This is a genomic window from Scytonema sp. UIC 10036 (assembly GCF_009725235.1).
In genome coordinates this window covers 1-19,790 of sequence record NZ_WJFC01000242.1, presented here as the reverse complement: position 1 = coordinate 19,790, position 19,790 = coordinate 1, and the positions used below count along the sequence as shown (strand labels likewise).

19 protein-coding genes are annotated in these 19,790 nt (G+C 41.1%); 12 read left to right on the top strand and 7 right to left on the bottom strand.

What is annotated here, in order from left to right:
- The first annotated feature begins 746 nt into the window (after positions 1–746).
- Together F7734_RS53725 and F7734_RS53720 are read left to right on the top strand one after the other, a co-directional pair.
- Positions 747–1,082 (top strand): hypothetical protein, encoded by a 336-nt coding sequence (locus F7734_RS53725; protein WP_155752414.1) that lies wholly within the window; start codon positions 747–749, stop codon positions 1,080–1,082.
- Positions 1,083–1,742: 660 nt separating this feature from the next.
- The gene (locus F7734_RS53720; protein ID WP_155752413.1) at positions 1,743–3,074 is read left to right on the top strand and encodes an NADH:flavin oxidoreductase; all 1,332 of its coding nucleotides are present in this window, start codon (positions 1,743–1,745) and stop codon (positions 3,072–3,074) included.
- 206 nt (positions 3,075–3,280) lie between these two features.
- Here the strand turns inward: F7734_RS53720 and F7734_RS53715 are convergent, their stop codons facing one another.
- The gene (locus F7734_RS53715; protein ID WP_155752412.1) at positions 3,281–3,529 is read right to left on the bottom strand and encodes a hypothetical protein; all 249 of its coding nucleotides are present in this window, start codon (positions 3,527–3,529) and stop codon (positions 3,281–3,283) included.
- A gap of 170 nt (positions 3,530–3,699) precedes the next feature.
- Between F7734_RS53715 and pnuC the strand changes: the two genes are divergently transcribed.
- The 4 genes from pnuC to F7734_RS53695 all read left to right on the top strand — a co-directional run bounded on the left by pnuC (position 3,700) and on the right by F7734_RS53695 (position 7,006).
- On the top strand, positions 3,700–4,269 hold the full coding sequence (pnuC, locus tag F7734_RS53710; RefSeq protein ID WP_155752411.1) for a nicotinamide riboside transporter PnuC: 570 nt from the start codon (positions 3,700–3,702) through the stop codon (positions 4,267–4,269).
- Positions 4,233–5,240, top strand: a complete 1,008-nt coding sequence (locus F7734_RS53705; RefSeq protein ID WP_243147563.1) for an AAA family ATPase — start codon at positions 4,233–4,235, stop codon at positions 5,238–5,240. Before pnuC ends, F7734_RS53705 begins: the two co-directional genes overlap by 37 nt.
- 229 nt (positions 5,241–5,469) lie before the next feature.
- Positions 5,470–5,700, top strand: a complete 231-nt coding sequence (locus tag F7734_RS64725; RefSeq protein WP_166482732.1) for a hypothetical protein — start codon at positions 5,470–5,472, stop codon at positions 5,698–5,700.
- Positions 5,701–6,541: 841 nt separating this feature from the next.
- Positions 6,542–7,006, top strand: coding sequence for a hypothetical protein (locus F7734_RS53695; protein ID WP_155752410.1), 465 nt, complete (start codon positions 6,542–6,544; stop codon positions 7,004–7,006).
- 34 nt (positions 7,007–7,040) lie between these two features.
- Here F7734_RS53695 and F7734_RS53690 read toward each other — a convergent pair whose 3' ends face one another.
- Together F7734_RS53690 and F7734_RS53685 are read right to left on the bottom strand one after the other, a co-directional pair.
- Positions 7,041–7,568, bottom strand: a complete 528-nt coding sequence (locus tag F7734_RS53690) for a PIN domain-containing protein (protein WP_155752409.1) — start codon at positions 7,566–7,568, stop codon at positions 7,041–7,043.
- 53 nt (positions 7,569–7,621) lie between these two features.
- Entirely contained in the window at positions 7,622–8,728 is a 1,107-nt protein-coding gene (locus F7734_RS53685; RefSeq protein WP_166482731.1) for a type IV pilus biogenesis protein PilM, read from the bottom strand.
- Positions 8,729–8,963: 235 nt separating this feature from the next.
- Between F7734_RS53685 and F7734_RS53680 the strand changes: the two genes are divergently transcribed.
- Positions 8,964–10,259 carry a sugar ABC transporter substrate-binding protein gene (locus tag F7734_RS53680; RefSeq protein WP_155752408.1) on the top strand — a complete coding sequence of 432 codons (1,296 nt, stop codon included), beginning with the start codon at positions 8,964–8,966 and terminating at the stop codon, positions 10,257–10,259.
- Between the two features lie 219 nt (positions 10,260–10,478).
- Here the strand turns inward: F7734_RS53680 and F7734_RS53675 are convergent, their stop codons facing one another.
- The 3 genes from F7734_RS53675 to F7734_RS53665 all read right to left on the bottom strand — a co-directional run bounded on the left by F7734_RS53675 (position 10,479) and on the right by F7734_RS53665 (position 12,749).
- Positions 10,479–11,738, bottom strand: a complete 1,260-nt coding sequence (locus F7734_RS53675) for a folylpolyglutamate synthase/dihydrofolate synthase family protein (protein ID WP_166482730.1) — start codon at positions 11,736–11,738, stop codon at positions 10,479–10,481.
- 165 nt (positions 11,739–11,903) lie between these two features.
- Positions 11,904–12,029 (bottom strand): photosystem II protein Y, encoded by a 126-nt coding sequence (locus F7734_RS53670; protein ID WP_155752407.1) that lies wholly within the window; start codon positions 12,027–12,029, stop codon positions 11,904–11,906.
- Between the two features lie 201 nt (positions 12,030–12,230).
- Entirely contained in the window at positions 12,231–12,749 is a 519-nt protein-coding gene (locus tag F7734_RS53665; RefSeq protein WP_166482729.1) for a gamma carbonic anhydrase family protein, read from the bottom strand.
- A gap of 195 nt (positions 12,750–12,944) precedes the next feature.
- Here F7734_RS53665 and F7734_RS53660 point away from each other — a divergent pair, with 195 nt between their 5' ends.
- The 5 genes from F7734_RS53660 (at position 12,945) to map (ending at position 18,530) form a co-directional block, all read left to right on the top strand.
- Positions 12,945–13,457, top strand: coding sequence for a TIGR02652 family protein (locus tag F7734_RS53660; RefSeq protein ID WP_155752406.1), 513 nt, complete (start codon positions 12,945–12,947; stop codon positions 13,455–13,457).
- Between the two features lie 78 nt (positions 13,458–13,535).
- Positions 13,536–13,979, top strand: a complete 444-nt coding sequence (locus tag F7734_RS53655) for a VOC family protein (RefSeq protein ID WP_155752405.1) — start codon at positions 13,536–13,538, stop codon at positions 13,977–13,979.
- Positions 13,980–14,109: 130 nt separating this feature from the next.
- Positions 14,110–16,974, top strand: a complete 2,865-nt coding sequence (locus F7734_RS53650; RefSeq protein ID WP_155752404.1) for a pitrilysin family protein — start codon at positions 14,110–14,112, stop codon at positions 16,972–16,974.
- A gap of 176 nt (positions 16,975–17,150) precedes the next feature.
- Entirely contained in the window at positions 17,151–17,600 is a 450-nt protein-coding gene (locus F7734_RS53645; protein WP_155752415.1) for a cupredoxin domain-containing protein, read from the top strand.
- Between the two features lie 96 nt (positions 17,601–17,696).
- Positions 17,697–18,530 carry a type I methionyl aminopeptidase gene (gene map, locus F7734_RS53640; protein ID WP_155752403.1) on the top strand — a complete coding sequence of 278 codons (834 nt, stop codon included), beginning with the start codon at positions 17,697–17,699 and terminating at the stop codon, positions 18,528–18,530.
- A gap of 46 nt (positions 18,531–18,576) precedes the next feature.
- On the opposite strand, the gene F7734_RS53635 is transcribed toward map, so the two are convergent.
- Positions 18,577–19,749, bottom strand: coding sequence for a CO2 hydration protein (locus tag F7734_RS53635; RefSeq protein WP_155752402.1), 1,173 nt, complete (start codon positions 19,747–19,749; stop codon positions 18,577–18,579).
- Positions 19,750–19,790: the final 41 nt, after the last annotated feature.

Genomic DNA, 19,790 nt, shown 5'->3' with positions numbered 1-19,790 from the left:
GCTTATAACAAGATTTTTATAATTACAATTCACTTTCTTTATTTTATCAAATTATCTACAAACAGAATTAAATTTAGAAGTGCTTGTAATACTTTTTTACGAAAAAAAACTATCACAAGGATAGGCAGAGAGTGGTCACTTTGATTAAGGATTAAATTTTGAAAACTCAGTTTTCAAAAGTATTAGAAATATGACAAAGTTTAGCAAAGCTTAGAACCGTTTCAGAATGGTATTATGCAACCAGTGTTTTGTACTAAAAGTAGTATAAGGATTACAGCATAATACTTTGAAAACTCGGTTTTCAAAATTTTGTTAATTTTCTATAAGATTTTAAATAAATGCAGAAATAGGTTTGTCTGTAAATTGTCTACAAAACTTTAAAAGTTCTTGTTTATTGTTAATTCTTACACATTAACGATTTCCGTGTAGGAGAAGACGTCATTCGTCTATCAGGTAGCTTAACCTGCTCTGCCCTATCCATAACTCAAGTTCTGAGCAACACCTTTATCTTTGACAATTCCAATCAAAAACATCTAGCAGTCTTAACTGGAGTTCAAGCATCCTCTTTAACGAGCAACTCCTTTATTTAAGGGGGTAGGGAGTTCTCGTTCCCAGGCGGAGCTTGGGAATGCATAGATCGAGGCTCCGCCTCGCCTCTACCACTAAAGACAGTCCCAATGAAAAAATCTCCCTAGGGGAGAGGTCAATTAAGTTAAACTGTGTATTTGGTATAGAGGAATTTTTAGATGAGTAAATTTCAGCAAATTAGTCTTGACTTTAGCAGCGTAGATATAGCCTCTCTCGATACAGATGATGAATTTCGTCAAGAGGCAAAAAGATTATTACCGAAAGCACTCGTACAACTAGGTGAAATTGTTGGTGAAAAAACCTGGGAGGATTTACAGAAAACTCTCAAGAAACCTGGAGGTAAACTCAGTGCCTCTCAAAGTGAGAAACGTAAGTTTATTCAGGAAACTGGAAGAACTTATCACAGAAATGCTAGCAGCCGAGAAAGGCAAGAACTAGAAGATTATATCGTAGAGCAACTGCGCGATCGCAAGCGATTTGGCAGTTCTAACTAATACAAATCTATTTCTTGTTTCTATGGTATAGAAACGGCATCTGGTAAAAAAATTACTTTTACAACCATTTTCAGGTAAATAGACTACAGTCGTAGGGGCGCAACGCAAGAGCGCCCTGACAAACGGTGTGGTTTATTTAAGTGAAAACTGCTGTAAACCATAGAGAACGCAGAGAACGCTCCAGGTAAGAGGTAAGCAAGCGGTTAATTGCCTGAAGTTTTGATCCATCTTTACAGGGCTAGCACATGAACCCACAGAAATATAAACATGCAACTATGCAGGAAGTTGACTATTCCCAAGGACACATGAGCCGAGAAACTGGTCTTTCCTATAAAACCATTAAAACTTATCTTCATCGTATAAATAAAAACAACGAGACATAAAATTTAATTTTGCTACATACAAAACAACTTCTTTTGGTTGTACTTTCATAATCCCCTAATGCTTGTTATATAAATTTTTATGATTTTGTAACAAAATTTATAGTTATTTGCGACCAAATCATTTGTGATGATAAACTTAAAAAAATTCCTTTTTTATCGACTTCAATTTCTTAAACTTAAAGTTTTGTCAGTTAACTAGGAGCAGAAGTGGATGTAAAAGTTCGGTATGAAAACTTCAATGAACCTTTGACCGAAAGCGATATATAAGGAGGTTCCTATGATTTTTGAACCGTTTACAATTAAAAATGTCACATTAAAAAATCGAATTCTAAGGTCGTCTATTGGAGGAAGAACCTCTTACTACGATGGAACTGTAAATTCTGCGTGGAAAAATTTTGAAAAAAGATTCGCGGAAAACGATGTGGCTGGAATTATTTCAGCAACAATTACCGTAGATGACCGCAGATGGTCGCCATTAGAATACCCCAAGATTAGCAATGATAAATTTATTAAACCATTGCGAGAAGGAATTCAAGGTGTTCAAAAATATGGCTGCAAATATATCATCCAACTTGGAGATGCTGGCTATCAGACTCAGACGAGTTTATTTTCTCAGGAAGCAGATGCAAAATCTGCTTCTTCCGTCTTCGATCTTTTATTTGGGTATCGCAATCACAGCATTGAAATGTCTGTGGAAGAAATCGAACAGACGATTCATAACTTTGCCGAAGCAGCAAGACGAGTTCGAGAAACGGGTTGCGATGGCTTAGAAATTACGGCTTCCAAGGGCTATATTATTCATCAATTTTTAAATCCAGTCTCGAATCGAAGAACGGATGAATACGGCGGATCTGTAGAAAAGAGATTTCATTTTTTACAAAAAATTGTCAAAGCCGTTCGCCAAACTGTAGGTTCCGACTTTCTCTTTGGAATTAGATTGTCAGCAGTAGATTATAATTACCTACCAATAAATCTCAGATTACCTGTCATATTTCCCATCCAGCATTATTTTATAGGAAATGGTTTAGAAGAAAATATTTTCTATGCCAAGGAACTGGAAAAACTAGGCATTGATTATTTACATATATCTGCTGGATTTGGCTTTATCAATCCCAAAGAAAATCCTGGATCTTTTCCTATCGACGAATTAAGAATGTTTGTTAACTCTAATCGTCATTTGAGTCTCAAAACTAACATCCGAGCCATGTTGCTCAATGCAATTCCAAAACCTATATTGAGTTTAATTTTGGGTAGAGGATGGAAGTTTGTACCTGGAATCAATGCCGAACACGCCCATAAATTCAAAAAAGCGGTTAATATTCCGATTGTTGCAAATGGCGGATTCCAGCAACGAGATTTGATAGAAGCTACCTTGCGCGAGCAAAAATGTGATTTGGTTTCAATGGCAAGACCACTATTAGCTAATCCAGATTTGTTGAAGGTTTTTAAAAAAGGAAAAAACGAACCTGAAAAGCCTTGCACTTTTTGCAACAGATGTACAGTAAGAACTGTAAATTTTCCTTTGGGCTGCTATGAACCGTTAAGGTTCTCTTCTCAAGACGAGATGGAAGCAGAAATTCTCAGATGGTCTGCTACTCTAGATACCTAATTTTTGATTGTTCGTGTTCAGAAGAATGGCTTCCTAGCTTGGGCATCCATATAACTCTGGTGATTATCATTTTGATTAATTGTATATTTTATTTCCTGGAAGTTCCTTAGGATATGTAGAGACTAGCATGGCTAGTCTTGACGTAAGGGGACTGGTCTCTAATGCTAAAAAACGTAATACTGTGTTACTGTACTGTGCTGCTTGTACTAATTCAGTGTTGTTGAATCCAATCCCAGTGAAGAGTAGCTGCTTTTTAACTGATTCCAAAGAGTGTCAATTTGCTCGTAAGCCTCTTGCGGAGAAAGCTTTCCAAGAGTTTGTAGGTTGGAGATGTAACTGACTCTTGTTGCAAATTCTTGTAAGTTGGCATTGAATAATAAAGCTGTAGGATGAAACGGACCGCGATATGTTCGTTTCTGATAAAGAAACTCATCCTTGTCTAAGTGTTCTAACATAACTTACCTCTTAAATAAACGATACTATTGAGAAAACTTAGCTGACAAATTCGTTGTTCCATCTCTCACCTCTTGAGTAGAGCCTTTTGTTTCCCTAATTCATTTGTATGTTATCTAACTGATAAAAGCAAATATTATTATTTCTTGAATTAATAAATAAAAGTGATTAAATGAATTCCATTGAAGTCGTTGCTGCTGTCTTGGGCTTAGTAAGCGTTTGGCTGACTGTCAAAGAAAATATCTGGTGCTGGCCTACGGGCATAGTGATGGTGTTTTTATACATCTTTATTTTTTTTGAAGCTCGTTTGTATTCGGATGCCATCTTGCAAGTCATCTATGTTTTCCTGCAAATCTACGGTTGGTACGTGTGGTTGCATGGAGGTCAAGACCGGGGAGAACTTCGGGTCAGTCGTATCGCTCGGGTACAGGCAATTATTTGGTGTGGAGTTGCGATCGCCGGAACTTTCTTGCTTGGTTTTGTCATGCATCGTTATACAAACGCCGCTTTGCCTTACCCAGATGCAGCTATTACAATTATGAGTCTGATTGCTCAGTGGTTGATGGCAAAGAAAATTTTGGAGTGCTGGCTAATTTGGATTGCAGTGGATATATTAGCAGTTGGCGTCTACGCAGCTAAGGAACTTTATCCAACAACAGGGCTTTATGCTGTGTTTCTCATCTTGGCAGTACTGGGGTATTTAACATGGAAAAAGGCTTACAAAAAACAGGTACTGGGATGATACTGGGCAAGTTTATGCCTCCTCATTTAGGACACCAGTATCTGGTTGATTTTGCCCGAAACTACGTTGAGCACCTCACAGTTCTTGTTTGTTCTATTCAATCTGAACCAATTCCCGGATATCTTCGTTACTGTTGGATGCGGGAAATGTTTCCGGATGTGGAGGTCGTGCATGTGACTGATGAAAATCCCCAAGAACCAAAGGAGCATCCTGATTTTTGGCAAATCTGGTATGATACTATTCGGAGAGTACTGCCTACAGGCCCAGATTACGTATTCGCTTCTGAGGATTACGGTTGGAAATTGGCAGAAATTCTTGGGGGGACTTATGTCCCTGTAGACCATTCGCGCACCACGGTTAACATCTCTGGAACTAAAGTACGGCAAAACCCGATTGCTCACTGGAATTACATACCGCCCTGTGTTCGACCGTATTTTGTTCGGCGCATCTGCATTTTTGGTCCCGAATCTACGGGCAAATCGACTTTGGCACAAAACTTAGCTTCTCACTACAATACTGTTTGTGTTAGCGAGTACGCTCGCGGATTGCTTGATTTTAAGGGAGGATGGTGCGATTTTGAGGATATTCCCAAGATTGCGAGAGGTCAAATTGCTTCAGAAGATGCTTTAGCCAGACAAGCAAACCGTCTTCTTTTTTGCGATACAGATTTGATTACTACAACTATTTGGAGTGATGTTTTGTTTGGGGAGTGTCCTCAGTGGATTCATGATGAGGCAAATCAACGGCAGTATGATTTGTATTTGTTGTTGGATGTTGATGTTCCTTGGGTTGACGATCGCCAAAGGTTTTTACCTCACCGAAGAGAAGAGTTTCGCGATCGCTGTATTCAATCACTGGAATCTAGGGGCAGGCGTTTTGCCGTTATTAGAGGAAGTTGGGAAGAACGCTTTAAATTAAGTGTTGCTGCAGTAGATGGGATATTGCACTACCAGGTATCCCGCGTTTTTTAGGTGTACAAAAAACCTCGGTGTCAAACCGAGGTACATTGAGGAATCCAAATGTCGATGGGACCGAGGCTGAAAACTTTTTTTATTTTTTTAACTTATGTAAATAAAATTAACAAAAATTATTAATTTTTGTCAACAGGAATTGACGAAAACAGAAATTTTGACTAAAGACATAGAATTCTTGTGGAAGGCAATAGCCCCCGTAAACTACAAAGAACGGCTTTTGTAGTACGTGTCACCTAAACTAAAGTTCGGCAGTTTAGACAACACCATCAAACTCTGGGATGTGGCAACGGGCAAAGAACTCAAAACCCTCAAAGGGCATAGCCGTTCTGTCTATAGCGTGGCGTGGAGTGCCGATGGCAAACAGCTTGCTTCCGGCAGTTCAGACAACACAGTGATTTTATGGGATTTGAATTTGGATAATTTAATTGGGGATGCTTGCAATGTGCTCAATCTATAGGTAATATCACGTCCGCTTATATACCCTAAATAAAACTCACGCAAAGACGAGGCAGCGCGTTGCTCTGGTTACCACCAGTTGAAGCGCCTGCCGTCGCAAAGGCGCTAAGAAATGAAGAAATTTTTATTATGGTTATGCTAACGGACATGATATAACACACAAGGAGCAATTGAGGATTTTGAAGTGTACATTGCCCAAACTGACGATCAAAAAGGGTAATCAATAGTGCAGGGTTGGGTAAAAGCTTTACGTGCTGGTCAAAATCCCTTTACGGATGCAGAATTGAAGAAATTGTTGAATTAGGGATTTCTAGAAATATACTGACTATATTTACAATAATAAGAAAAATTAACCGCAGATGAACGCACTAGAAAACACTGCGATCGCTGCTAGAATCTAGTAATAGACGTTTCAATACTTGTCGGTTAAGCCTAAAAATGCGAAAACACGTAGGTTGGGTTGAGGAACGAAACCCAAAATTTACAGACATTTGTTGGGTTTCACTATCGTTCAACCCAACCTACAATTTGCTGATCCGAGCAGTATTGATAGACGTTTTGTTGTTGTTAGAAGTAGTTGGCGAAGAACGCTTTGGATGAAGTGTTGCTGCTGTAGATGGGATATTACACGCCTTATAATGTTAACTATGAGTACAGTTCAGCTTGAAATTGCTGAAGAAGTATCGCCCTTTGCTTTAACAACTGACGAGTTAGAATGAGATGTGAAGAATGCCTGAAACAACAGTCATCGTTAACACATCACCATTACTCTACATTGCCTATCCCACATGAAACTTAAAACTGCTAGTATGTTAAAGTTGCTGCTCAATTCCTTGCTGTAGATGATTTTACCACTTGATGAAGCACTTTCCAAAGAAATAGCCCAAAGCATAAAAAGCAAGGCGAAGACTCCGTTTGATAATGCTTACAAAGCAGCCTTGGCGACTGAGGGAGCAACTTATGTCCAGGGCTTTCTGGCTTTTGCTGGCAGACCTTACAAACCTATCGAACACGCTTGGATTGAATTGGGCGATCGCATTATTGACCCTACATTACCCCATCTCAAGCAAGACCCGCAAGGGCTTTTGTATTTTCCGGCACAGCGAATCAGCGTAAAAAAACTGAAAGCAATTATAGAAGAATCGAAGGAAGATTATCCGGAGGACGATCCCTTACCCATCTATGGCGATCCTCCTTACGACTATTACGGGGATGTAATGCTAGGTGGTAAGGATTACTTGGCGGCTTTTCAGGCGGCTGAGGCGAAGTGTAAAGAATTGAACCAGCGCAAAGCGGAGAGTAATTGAGTTTTGTCATTTGTCATTTGTCATTTGTCATTTGTCATTTGTCAGTGGTTGGGTTCCATTTGACTAGTTCTCTTATGCCTTGCTTGGTAGCCCACATGGAAATTAAATTGATTTTTCTTTGACGCAGAATTTCGTTCATTTTGCTGGCAAATTCTCTTCCTAGCAAATCCCATAGTTCCCCTATCTGGGGGACTTTATCGTAATACCTTGCGATCGCATCGTGGGATTTTTGAGTGATGTAGTAACATTGCTTCTGCTTAGCGCACTCTATTTCTACAGCTGTTTCAAAATCGAGTAGGGATTTGCGCGATTCTTGCAAAATACTGGAATCGACGGGACAGATTTTTACGACTTTTTCTAAATAAGCAACAAAATCATTAGCTTTCACTCCGTTAAATTCACTCAGAATAAGACGAATTTTACCGATACCGATTTTTGTCATGTAGCATTCTATAACATGACTGTTGATTAAATACCAGATAATTTCGACTTCTTCAACAATAGGGCTGCGGTTGAGTATCCACTCTAAAGCTACATCTGCATCAAGTAGAACCTGTAGCATCCCTCCCTCCTTCATAATTCATAATTCATAATTCATAATTCATAATTCATAATTCATAATTCTCTCATTCCCAAACCAAGCACGATACCCAAACCAGGGCGTTGTGAGGCAGGATATTTTTCCTCATCAACTTGTAACGACAATGCACCTACCGGATCGATTTGAATGCTAGGTAAACTCAATCTTTGTGTAAAGAACTCATCTAGCTGACCCAGTCCGCCTCCGGGACCTGCTAGCATAATCTGTGCCACCTCCAAATTTTCACTTTGATTGAGATAAAAATCGATAGAACGGCGCAGTTCATCTGTCAGTTCTCCTAACACCCTGATAACAGACGCCATACCAGGATTAATTTCAGTCACACCAGTTTTTCCACCATCGACAGGAGTTGAAGGAATAGACATTCCGTTCAACAATTCCATATCACGCGAGACAGGTAAATTCATTGCTTTTGATAAAGCAAGTTGCATTTGATAAGTCCCGATAGGTACGGTACGGGAAAATTGCGGCACACCGTTAACAACGATCGCAATTTCCGTGCTATCAAATTCTATATCCACAACCACGGCTGCTTCCTGAGGTCCATATTGTCGGAGTTGATCGCGGATTGTCCGAATCAGCGCAAAACTGTTAATCTCCAAAACATCGATTTGCAATCCAGCCTGTTCAAACGTACTGATATAGGTATCGGTAATTTCCTTGCGAGTTGCAACTAAAAGCACCTGAACCTTTTCAATCCCGTCCTCATCTACAAAATACCCAAGTTTCTGATAATCTACATCAGCTTCCTCACGAGGATAAGGTAAATACAAACCAGCCTCATGGTTAAGAACCATCTCCCGCAGTTCTTTATCATCCAACTCTGCAGGGACGGGTATGAGACGCACAATAGAATCACGTCCCGGTACAGAAGTCGCAACGCGGGAAGCCTTAATCTTACTCTCCGCCAATACCTGCTGGATCAATTGCGCCATTGTTGGTGGATCGGTAATTTGACCATCCACCACCACACCTTCAGGAACAGGGGCTGTTATTAAATTTTCTAACTTCACACCTTGACCTTGCTTGCGGATTTGAGCTAAATTGACCCGTTGCGGTGCAATTTCTATGCCCACACCACCCTTGGATTTACTAAATAGTTTATTAAGTTGTTTAACCACAGGTTTACCACCGGAGCACTAAGTTAAAAAAATGAATAATATAAAAGATTAATATGAAGACCCCTCTTTCATCCCCCGTTATATTACCTAAAAGTGTAGAAATGTCCTTGGTTTGTAGTTGCGCTTTAGCGCGCTTAGTGCAGCTACGAGCCAATTCTAAAGCACAAATCTCATGTTTCTAATTCCGCGATCGCGCTCAAGCGCTACTACGAGCCAATTCTAAAGCACAAATCTCATGATTCCAATTTCACAATTCAAAAAATTTACTATTTGGTTACTATTTGGTTTATTAACCAGCTGGATTGTCAGTTGCAGTACAGCAAATATCAGCACAAATCAAAAACAGGCATCATCTGCAGCAGCAAACGTTGAGTTTTGGACAATGCAACTCCAACCTCAATTCACCGACTACTTCAAAAGCCTCATAGCGTCCTTTGAGTCACAAAATCCCGGTATAAAAGTTACCTGGATTGATGTCCCTTGGACTGCGATGGAAAACAAAATCTTAACAGCTGTCTCTGCAAAAACGCCACCCGATGTTGTTAACTTAAATCCAGACTTTGCCTCACAACTAGCAGGGCGGAATGCCTGGTTAGATTTAGACGCAAAAGTGTCAGATACAATTCGTTCCTCCTACTTACCAAACATTTGGAAAGCCAGTACCCTCAATGGCAAGAGTTTTGGTATTCCCTGGTACCTCACCACAAGGTTAACCATTTATAACACTGATTTATTAAAACAGGCAGGTATTACTAAAACACCTGTAACATACGCTGAATTAGCACAGGTAGCACAACAAGTTAAAGAAAAAACTGGTAAATACGCCTTTTTTACCACATTTGTGCCTCAAGACTCCGGTGAAGTTCTAGAATCCCTAGTACAAATGGGAGTCACCCTAGTCGATGCTCGAGGAAAAGCAGCCTTTAATTCCCCACAAGGCAAAGCAGCATTCCAATACTGGGTTGACTTATACAAAAAAGGGCTACTACCCAGAGAAGTTCTCACACAAGGACACCGCCACGCCATAGACTTGTATCAAGCGGGAGAAACAGCATTACTCTTTTCAGGTGGAGAATTTTTAGAGACAGTCGGTAAAAACGCACCAACCATAGCCAAAGTTTCTGCAACAGCACCCCAAGTCACCGGAGAAAACGGCAAGAAAAATGTCGCCGTCATGAACGTAGTCATACCTAAAGATAGCAAACAACCCGACGCCGCCCTCAAATTCGCCCTATATCTTACCAACGACAACAACCAACTAACCTTTGCCAAAGCAGCAGGTGTTCTTCCTTCTACAGTCAAATCACTTTCTGATAGTTACTTCAAAGATGTACCAACCAACGCTACAACTATAGATAAAGCAAGAGTCATTAGCGCACAAGAGTTGCAACAAGCTGAAGTTTTAACTCCAAGATTAAAAGATATAAAACGTTTGCAAAAGACTATCTACGAAAACTTACAAGCAGCAATGCTAGGCGAGAAAACAGTTGATCGAGCTGTTGAAGATGCAGCAAGTGAATGGAATGGCTAATGGCTAATGGCTAATTGCTAATGGCTAATGGCTAATTGCTAATGGCTAATGGCTAATGGCTAATTGCTAATGGCTAATGGCTAATGGCTAATGGCTAATGGCTAATGGTAATTTCACCATTGGGCTTTTGTTGGGTTTCACTAGCGTTCAACCCAACCTACTCAATGGAATGGCTGATGGTAATTTCACCATTGGGCTTTTGTTGGGTTTCACTAGCGTTCAACCCAACCTACTCAATGGAATTTTTAAAAAATAGCCAACAAGATATAGAGAACCACATACAATAACCAAATTTCCTTTTGATGAAGCAAAAGTTGCGTCTAACGCTAAAGATAAATCTGGATAAGTACTGCAATCGCCTAACTCCGGGCAAACATTCCAAGCAATCTTAGCTAATTCATGAGGACGGGCTGTCATCGCATCTGGTACTGGAACAAGAAACAAGCGATCGCCAGACCGCAGTAAAATTTTTAAAATGTCCGCATGGTCTTTTTTTGCCAGCATTCCCACAATCCAATTGACATTCCCAGTCCCCAGGCTATCAACATAATCGCGCAAAGCTTGAGCACCACCAATGTTATGAGCACCGTCCAATAATAGTTGATGGTTTTTCCACGTCGTCCATTGAAGCCTTCCCAACCACTTGGTTTTTGCCATCCCGTTGATAATGGCTTCTTCAGAAATTTTCCAACCTTGTTTTTGCAAAATTTCCACAGCTGCTAATGCCACAGCCGAGTTTCCCAACTGTATCTGCCCTTGCAACACTAACGGATATTTGATGGATTTGTCCATCTCCCACTCTGCCCAACCAGGAGCAACTTGACGCGCAGGGGGTGGTGCAACAATGGGGCATCCTAATTCTAAAGCACGCGATCGCACAACCTCTTCTGCATCTGGTGGTAAAACACCGATAACCGCAGGGCATCCTGGTTTAAAAATACCAGCTTTTTCGCGAGCAATATCGGTGAGATTGGGACCGAGTTTTTGCCAGTGGTCTCGACTGATAGAAGTAATAATAGTTACAAGAGGATTTGAGCAAACGTTAGTTGCATCCAAACGTCCTCCCAACCCCACCTCTATCACCGCCAAATCCACCTTTTGCCGTGCGAAATACAACCAAGCAGCAGCAGTAATCACCTCAAACTGAGTTGGAGATTGATCTTCTGGATCGATCGCTCTTATCACTTCCACTAACAATTGGCAAAATTCTTCAGAAGAAATTGGTTGTTCGTTTAAGCAAATGCGTTCCGTCCAATGAACCAAATGGGGTGAGGTGAAGAGTCCCGTGCGATAACCCGCTTCAGTCAGAATCGAAGACAGGTAAGCACAAACCGAACCTTTGCCATTCGTACCAGTCACGTGAACAATTGGCACCTGATGATGGGGATTGCCCAAATTTGCCAGCAGTTTAAAAACGGAATCCAATCCGAGCCGGATGCCAAAGTGATGAAAGGGTTTTAAGAGAGAGTCAATATCCACAAGAGTTTGTTATTTCCAGCAGTTAGGCTATGCCGCACATTCGATATTGGTGGGCTTCAGCCCTACCTACTTTACAAGAGGCGGAGCCTCATGAAAAGGCATTCCCAGGTGGAACCTGGGAACGAGTTAAACGAGTTCCTGCCTTTCTTAATAAATCTATATACCTTAAGCTTCCCTGTTTAAAAAGCTTTGCAATTGTCTTAAAGCAGCCGCACCAATGTTGAACGCAGCCCAGCTAGCAGCAACCGCGATTGGAGCTAAAACGATGACCACACGTAAATCAAGATCCATATCTAATCCTCTTTTAAGTAGAAATTAAAGTTTTATCAACTGCTCTCATTTTATTTTTATCTGAAGTGGTCAACTTTTCTCAAACATTATGTAAAAAATATTTACAAATTTGGTTAAGGGCATTGGGCATTGGGAATTAGTTATCACCTCTGCTCCCTTGTCCCCCTTGTCCCCCTTGTCTTCCTTGTCTTCCTTGTCTCCCTACCCTCTACCCTCAGTCTCCTTCCCAGCATGAACCAAAGCTAACTTTTTGTAACGTTCTGCGTGTTCGAGCAAATCTGCTGCTTCCGCTTCAGAGATTTGACGTATAACTTTACCAGGAACACCTAGAACAAGAGACAAAGGGGGTACATCCTTTGTGACGACAGCACCGGCTCCAATAATACTACCTGCACCCACGCGCACGCCATCGAGAACGATCGCGCCAATGCCAATCAAACTGCCACGTTCAATGTAGGCGGAGTGTACCACAGCACGATGCCCTACAGTCACGCGATCTTCTAGAATAGTAGGCTTACCAGGATCGCCATGCAATACCGCACCATCCTGAATATTGGTACATTCACCAATTTCTATACGTTCTACATCTCCTCTAACAACTGCTCCATACCAAATGCTCGCATCGGCTCCTACTTTAACTGAACCTATAACGACTGCATTGGCAGCGACAAAAGCTGCTTGAGAAAGATCGGGATTAGACCAGTAGGATGCGATAGACACGGTAGAATGTTAAGTAGGGTACTCAGATAATCTGAAGGAACTCCAACCTTAAAGTAGGTTGCAAAATTTTAGAATATCACGGTGTAGAACCTAATATAAAAGGTAGCACTCAATCAATACCCAAATGAGGTGGAGCGGAAGTGTAAAAAAAAACAACGTTATAGGTAAATACAAATATATGTTTTTGAGCACTTCATGATGAACCCAGGCTTGCAGTACCCTATATTCGGCCCCGAAATTCAGTGTCCCCATTGCCGTCAAACAATCCCGGCTTTGACACTAACAGATACATATTTATGTCCCAGGCACGGCGCTTTTGAAGCAAATCCCAAAAATGGAGAGTTAATCCATTTACAGTCAGGGCGTCATTGGCGTAGGTGGAATGGTGAATGGTATCGGCAGCATACACATCCCGATGGCATTCGGTTTGAAATTCATGAAGCACTAGACAAGCTGTATACCCAAGGCTACCGAGCAACAAGGGTTATCATTGCTAGACGCTATCAAGAATTGATGAGTGGCTACTTAGAACGCAGCACTCCCTGGCGTTCCGGACAATCGGAAACAACGTCGGCTCGACTTTACGGTTTACCCGTAGAATTTAGCCCCGAAGCGTCACAAGAACCCTGTTGGGAAGTCATCAATTTTGACTTGGAAAAAGAACCCGGTGTCCCAGTTCGCTATCCTTATTTCCGATTGTTTGAATAATGGTTAGTAGTTAGTAGTTAGTTGATAGTAGTAAACACAACTAACCACTAACCACTAACCACTAACCACTAACTAAAGATGCACCACGCTTCTATTCGTACCGCGAATATTCATAAGGCGATCGCTTTCTACGAACACCTTGGCTTTACGGTTTGCGAACGCTTCACCACTGGTTATACCCTAGCTTGTTGGATGGAAGGGCTGGGGGGTAGAATCGAGCTGATCCAAATACCCCAACCCAAACCAGCCCCAGATGCTTTTGAAGACGAGCACTATGTTGGGTATTACCACTTGTCTTTTGATGTAACGGATTTCGCACCAGATTTACCCACTTGGTTAACAGGTTTAAAAGAACGTTTTACTATCGGGGCGCAAAATAATTCAGATCTGTTACAACCACTGAAAGTTTTGTTAGAACCAACACAACAACAAATTGGAAATCGTATTTATGAAGTAACTTTTATTGCGGATACGGATGGTTTACCTTTAGAATTTATTCGTATTTTAACCACACTCACCTAGTTGAAGTTGCTATTTTTTGCCAGTAGAATATTTAACTCTCTACCATTTTGTTAAACAACAACATGGTTAGAAAGATTAAAATATAGTCTACAAATCTGTAACTTCGGTTACAGATATATGAAGAGAATATATGAGTGTGTTGCCGAAATTTAATCGATATCGTTTTCAGTCTTTACTATTGAGTGTTTTAATTACAGTGCTTTTACTCGGTAATGATTCAGCTGACAGCCAATTGATACAAAAAAATACATTGGTAAGTACACCCAAAACAACCATTTCTCAAGAAACATTATCTTCGTCAGTGTCAGAAAATGTCCAAAAGACGTTGCTGCAAAATGGACTGACTATCTTAACAAAAGAAGTCCACTCTAACCCAGTTGTAACCGTACAGGTTTGGTATAAAGTCGGCTCGCGACATGAAGAATCTGGCTTGAATGGCATAGCCCACCAATTAGAGCACATGCTCTTTCGGGGGACAAAAAATCGTCCCATTCAATTTGGTAGATTATTCAGCGCTTTAGGTAGTGACTCCAATGCTTTCACCAGCTACGACCAAACGGCATACTATAACACAGCGGAACGCGATAAACTAAAAGCTTTATTAATACTAGAAGCAGATAGAATGCAAAATTCTGTCATTGATAACAAGCAACTAGCAAGCGAAAAGCGGGTTGTTATTTCTGAACTCCAAGGGTATGAAAACGAACCAGAATACAGATTGAGTCGTGCAGTCATGCAGGCTGCGTTTCCCAACCATCCCTACGGTTTACCAGTAGGTGGTACCGAAGACGATGTGCAAAACTTTCAAACAAAGCAGGTGCAGAAGTACTATCAAAACTTCTATAGCCCCGATAATGCAGTCTTAGTCATTGTTGGTGATTTCCAAACCGAACCTACTTTAAATTTAGTCAAAGAAATCTTTGGCAAAATACCTAGTAGTTCCCAACCCCCAATCCTCAATCCAAAATCCAAAATCCAAAATCCAAAATCTCCCAACCCCCAATCCTCAATCCAAAATCCAAAATCCAAAATCCAAAATCCCATCGTTCTCCAAGAACCTGGAGCAACCGCACTACTACACGCAGTCTATCCATTACCCGATGTCAATCATCCAGATGTTCCCGCACTTGATGTGATGGACTATATTTTGACCGATGGACGAAATGCTCGCCTCTATCAAACATTGGTAGAATCGGGTTGGGCTAATGATGTTTCAGCATCTGTGGTGAGTTTGCAGGCGGGAGGCTGGTATGAAGTATCAGTGACAGCTTCTCGAAATCAAGACTTGAAAAAAATAGATTCTTTGCTAAAAGGTGCGATCTCCGAACTGATAAACAAAGGCGTCACATCAGAAGAAGTCAATCGAGCTAAAGCACAGTTAGAAGCATCTCTCATTCTTGGTAACCGAGATATTACAAGTCTTGGAATGCAACTCGGTAATGATGTGACAACTGCTGGTGATTATCATTACACAGAACGCTATTTAGCAGCCGTGCGTCAGGTGATAACAGCAGATGTACAGCGTGTTGCTACAAAATATCTCCAACCAGAAGCCTGTGTAGCGGGATTTTTTGAACCCACTCAAACCAAAGGAAGAAGAAAAGACAAAAGCAGCCCGCAAACCTCCACTCTTGTAGCAGAAAACTTCTCATCAGAATTATCAGCAACAAAGGAAGAAGTAGAAAAATACTTACCATTTATTGATTCGGAGGAAACAATTTCCAAGACTGCTGTTTCTGAGGTATTGCCAGAACAATTCACATTACCCAATGGTTTGCGGGTATTGCTTTTTGCCGATCCCAGCTCACCTACAGTTACCCTAAGTGGTTACATCAAAGCAGGTAAAGAATTCGATCCTCACAATAAAGCAGGGCTTGCATCTCTTGTAGCAGAAAACTTAATGAATGGAACCAAAACAAAAGATGCTTTAACTCTTGCCAAAGTTTTAGACGACAGAGGGGCGAGTTTGGATTTTGAGACATTCCGTGAAGGTGTGCGGCTTGAAGGGAGTGCTTTAGCATCAGATTTGCCAGTTTTCATTCAAACTTTGGCAGATATTGTCAAAAATGCAACTTTTCCAGTCAAAGAGTTAGAACTCAGTCGCAAACAAGCATTAATTGCCCTGAAGCAAGAATTAGATGACCCTACAGAAGTAGCAGAAAGAACATTTGTTCAATCTTTATATCCGGAAAAACACCCACTACACAAATTTCCCACAGAAAAAAGTCTGCGGCTCCTTAAACGTCAAGATGTTGTTGAATTTAAGGAGAAACACTACCGTCCAGATACAACAGTTCTCGCACTCTTAGGGAATTTTTCAGTCACTGAAGTAGAAGCACTGATTAAACAAGAGTTGGGGGATTGGAACACTATCGGTCAACCTCCAGAATTAGAATACCCAAAGGTATCCCAGCCAGAAAAAGTGGTTAGTGTTAACCCAATTCTTCCCGGTAAAGCTCAAGCCATTACTTACATGGGGAATCAAGGCATTAACCGTAAAGACCCCCGATTCTACGCAGCCTTAGTGTTAAATCAGATTTTAGGAGGCGATACCTTATCCAGTCGGTTGGGATCGGAAGTGCGCGATCGCCAAGGTTTAACCTACGGAATTTACAGCAACTTTTTAGCCGGGAAAAATTCTGGAACATTTTTAATTGAGATGCAAACCAGCCCACAGGATACCCGTCAAGCCATTGCCAGAACCCGCGAATTGCTACAACAAATCCATCAACAAGGCGTTACAGCTGAGGAAATAGAGACCGCTAAACGAAATTTGATCGGCAATTACATTGTTTCCTTAGCAAATCCAGAGGAATTAGTCAATAAAATTTTGATGAACGAGGTTTATGGGTTAGATAAAGAAGAATTGCGTTCTTTCACAACAAAAATTCAAGCAGTGTCAATCGAGGAAGTGAATCAAGCCGCTCGTGAGTTACTTTACCCAGATAAAATTATTGTAGTCACAGCAGGACCATCCGTGAACAGTGACCAGTAATCACCTGACCAGTGACCAGTGACCAGGCTCCCATTTCTCTCGTTCCCAGGCTCTGCCTGGGAATGATTCTTGGGAGGCTCTGCCTCCTGTAAAATACTTGGAGGCGGAGCCTCTTGTAAGGCATTCCCAGGCTCTGCCTGGGAACGAGTAATACAACCAGTGGCAAATGACAAATGATGAGATATTTTCTTGCGATCGCACTGCTTCTATCCCTTTTTATAGCAACTGCTGCTTCTGCTGAGGCAGCAGAGTTTCAAAATATACTCAAGCAACCAGTTATAGAGATTACAGTTAACTTAAGTAATTCTGCCAATGAATTGAAATTTGAACCCAACCACCTAGAATTTCAAGCAGGAAAACGCTATAGACTTAGACTGACAAATCCCAGTACGCAGAAACACTATTTTACTGCCAAGGATTTTGCTGATAGTATTTGGACGCAAAAAGTGGAAGCAGGTAACGTAGAAATTAAAGGAGCCATTCACGAACTCGAACTGAAACCAAAAGCAGAAGCAGAATGGTTTTTTGTACCGTTAAAGCTGGGAACTTATAGTTTGCGCTGTCCGATAGTGGGACATACGGAAGCAGGAATGACAGGCGAGATTGTCATATCTGCTGAACAGTAACATCAGAAAATAAGCTAACTTAGAAATATAAGTAATGTTTCTCAACAGATACAAGAATCATTGACACGTTGGCACTAGGCGCAAAAAACAATTCTCATGAACATTCTCAGTCACCTGCTTTCTCAACCAGCTCAAAGCAATCGTCAAACAGAAAAAAAACAGCGTAGGGGAGTTGAACTCAAATCCCCGCGAGAAATAGAAATTATGCGGGAATCCGCAAAAATAGTAGCAACTGTGCTAAAAGAAATTTCCGAGTTGGTCAAGCCAGGGATGACCACAGCCGACTTAGATGCTCATGCCGAAAAGCGCATCCGGGAAATGGGTGCAACGCCTAGCTTTAAAGGATACCACGGTTTTAAAGGTTCCATTTGTTCCAGTATTAACAATGAAGTCGTACACGGCATACCCAGTCCAAAAAAAGTGATTCGTGCTGGAGATGTCTTAAAAGTAGATACGGGAGCATATTATCAAGGTTTTCATGGCGATTCTTGCATTACAATTGCTGTTGGTGAGGTCACTCCAGAAGCTGCTCGCTTGATTCGTGTTGCCGAAGAAGCTCTTTACAAAGGCATTGAACAGGTCAAAGCAGGAAATTACCTCATGGATATTGCTGGAGCAATTGAAGATCACGTCAAAGCTAATAACTTTTGTGTGGTAGAAGATTTTACCGGACACGGTGTTGGTCGCAATTTACATGAAGAACCTTCCGTGTTTAATTTCCGCACTCGCGATATGCCAAACGTCAAACTACGTGCTGGAATGACACTGGCAATTGAGCCAATTTTGAATGCTGGGTCTAAATTTACGCGCATCTTATCAGACCGTTGGACTGCAGTCACAGTTGATAATTCTCTATCGGCTCAGTTCGAGCATACCGTATTAGTAACAGAGACGGGCTACGAGATTTTGACAGATCGTACAAAGCTATAATGCTGTAACTGTATGTTAAATGGTGGGCAGTGCCCACCCTACTTTATCAAAGCTTCTCAGGTAAAGCTAACGGACAAAAATTTGAGTCTTGGTTAACTTCAAGCAATCGCGAAGTCTTTAACCTGTCAAGCCACTGTTGTAAATACACGCGATTGGCTTGTTGCTCATCTGAATCTTTAGTATCTACAGGGTAAGGCATAAGCCCCAAAATTGCTGCAGTCGTCACACAGAACATTGACTTCTGGAAACTCATACAAATTTGTACTAGCAAATCGTCTTCTCCCCTACGATTGCTGCGATAAACTTTGTGCAAATACTCTGGGAGATAATGACGCATATCCTGCATTAGCAAAGTAGGAGGAATACCCGCACCTCCGATTGGCAAAGGATCTGCATATAACGCACCATACTGGAAGCGAGCTTGGTCAGGGGAAATTTGATACGCTTGGGCATTATATGAAACTGTACCGAAGAAGGGTGTGCCTCGGAAAAATACTGCTTCTACATAAGGTATTGCTGTATCTGCTAGGAATGTCAAACCAAGAGAAGCGGGGAGAATATCGTAAACTTTATCTCGAATTTTGACTGAATAGGTAATTGGTCTTTTAGCATCTGCCACCAACCCCGCTTTGATATGGTCTACAACTTCGGGAATATATGTGATTTTTCCTGCGTCATAGAGGTCAGATAAAGAGAGAAATATATCAGCCATGACACGCCAGAATTGACCTAATGCGCTGTAGTAAGAAAAAACGCGCATTTGTTCAATAAGGAAATCAGGAAATAATTGGTTTACTCCCAAAATTAAAGGATTGTTTTTAAATTTTGCGGCAATAACAGCTTGCACACTCTCTTTAAACTCTACTGTGTCTAAATATTCATCTAAACCACCCCCACCATGCCAAAGCATAGCCTTCATGCAATATTCGGCATATTCAAAATTAATGCGATCGTGCCACCAATGTTTTAGTAATTTGTTAACAGAAAATTCCCCATTAAAGTATTTAAAAAACGGAAAAAAGACCAAAAATTGATTGTCGGCAATGTATATAAGATTCTTAGAGTAGGCATCTAAAACGACACCATAACTTTTAAGAATCCCAACGACTTCCAGTAAATTCTCAGGAGTATCTGGAAGTAATGCTCCTCCTGCTTCCAACCGTTCAATATACTCAAATAACGGGTAATCCTTGATAGGTTTGTTTTTAATGCTTACCATGTTTGATTCACTCCGATTGGGGTAGGGGGTAGGGGGTAGGA

Excerpts from the sequence above, each read along its gene's own strand:
- F7734_RS53705 (WP_243147563.1), top strand. The coding sequence starts at position 4,233 with ATGGAAAAAGGCTTACAAAAAACAGGTACTGGGATGATACTGGGCAAG.
- F7734_RS53695 (WP_155752410.1), top strand. The coding sequence starts at position 6,542 with ATGATTTTACCACTTGATGAAGCACTTTCCAAAGAAATAGCCCAAAGC.
- F7734_RS53635 (WP_155752402.1), bottom strand. The coding sequence starts at position 19,749 with ATGGTAAGCATTAAAAACAAACCTATCAAGGATTACCCGTTATTTGAG.
- F7734_RS53720 (WP_155752413.1), top strand. The coding sequence starts at position 1,743 with ATGATTTTTGAACCGTTTACAATTAAAAATGTCACATTAAAAAATCGA.
- F7734_RS53725 (WP_155752414.1), top strand. The coding sequence starts at position 747 with ATGAGTAAATTTCAGCAAATTAGTCTTGACTTTAGCAGCGTAGATATA.
- F7734_RS53645 (WP_155752415.1), top strand. The coding sequence starts at position 17,151 with ATGAGATATTTTCTTGCGATCGCACTGCTTCTATCCCTTTTTATAGCA.
- F7734_RS53690 (WP_155752409.1), bottom strand. The coding sequence starts at position 7,568 with ATGCTACAGGTTCTACTTGATGCAGATGTAGCTTTAGAGTGGATACTC.
- F7734_RS53670 (WP_155752407.1), bottom strand. The coding sequence starts at position 12,029 with ATGGATCTTGATTTACGTGTGGTCATCGTTTTAGCTCCAATCGCGGTT.
- map (WP_155752403.1), top strand. The coding sequence starts at position 17,697 with ATGAACATTCTCAGTCACCTGCTTTCTCAACCAGCTCAAAGCAATCGT.
- F7734_RS53650 (WP_155752404.1), top strand. The coding sequence starts at position 14,110 with ATGAGTGTGTTGCCGAAATTTAATCGATATCGTTTTCAGTCTTTACTA.
- F7734_RS53680 (WP_155752408.1), top strand. The coding sequence starts at position 8,964 with ATGATTCCAATTTCACAATTCAAAAAATTTACTATTTGGTTACTATTT.
- pnuC (WP_155752411.1), top strand. The coding sequence starts at position 3,700 with ATGAATTCCATTGAAGTCGTTGCTGCTGTCTTGGGCTTAGTAAGCGTT.
- F7734_RS53660 (WP_155752406.1), top strand. The coding sequence starts at position 12,945 with ATGATGAACCCAGGCTTGCAGTACCCTATATTCGGCCCCGAAATTCAG.
- F7734_RS53655 (WP_155752405.1), top strand. The coding sequence starts at position 13,536 with ATGCACCACGCTTCTATTCGTACCGCGAATATTCATAAGGCGATCGCT.
- F7734_RS53715 (WP_155752412.1), bottom strand. The coding sequence starts at position 3,529 with ATGTTAGAACACTTAGACAAGGATGAGTTTCTTTATCAGAAACGAACA.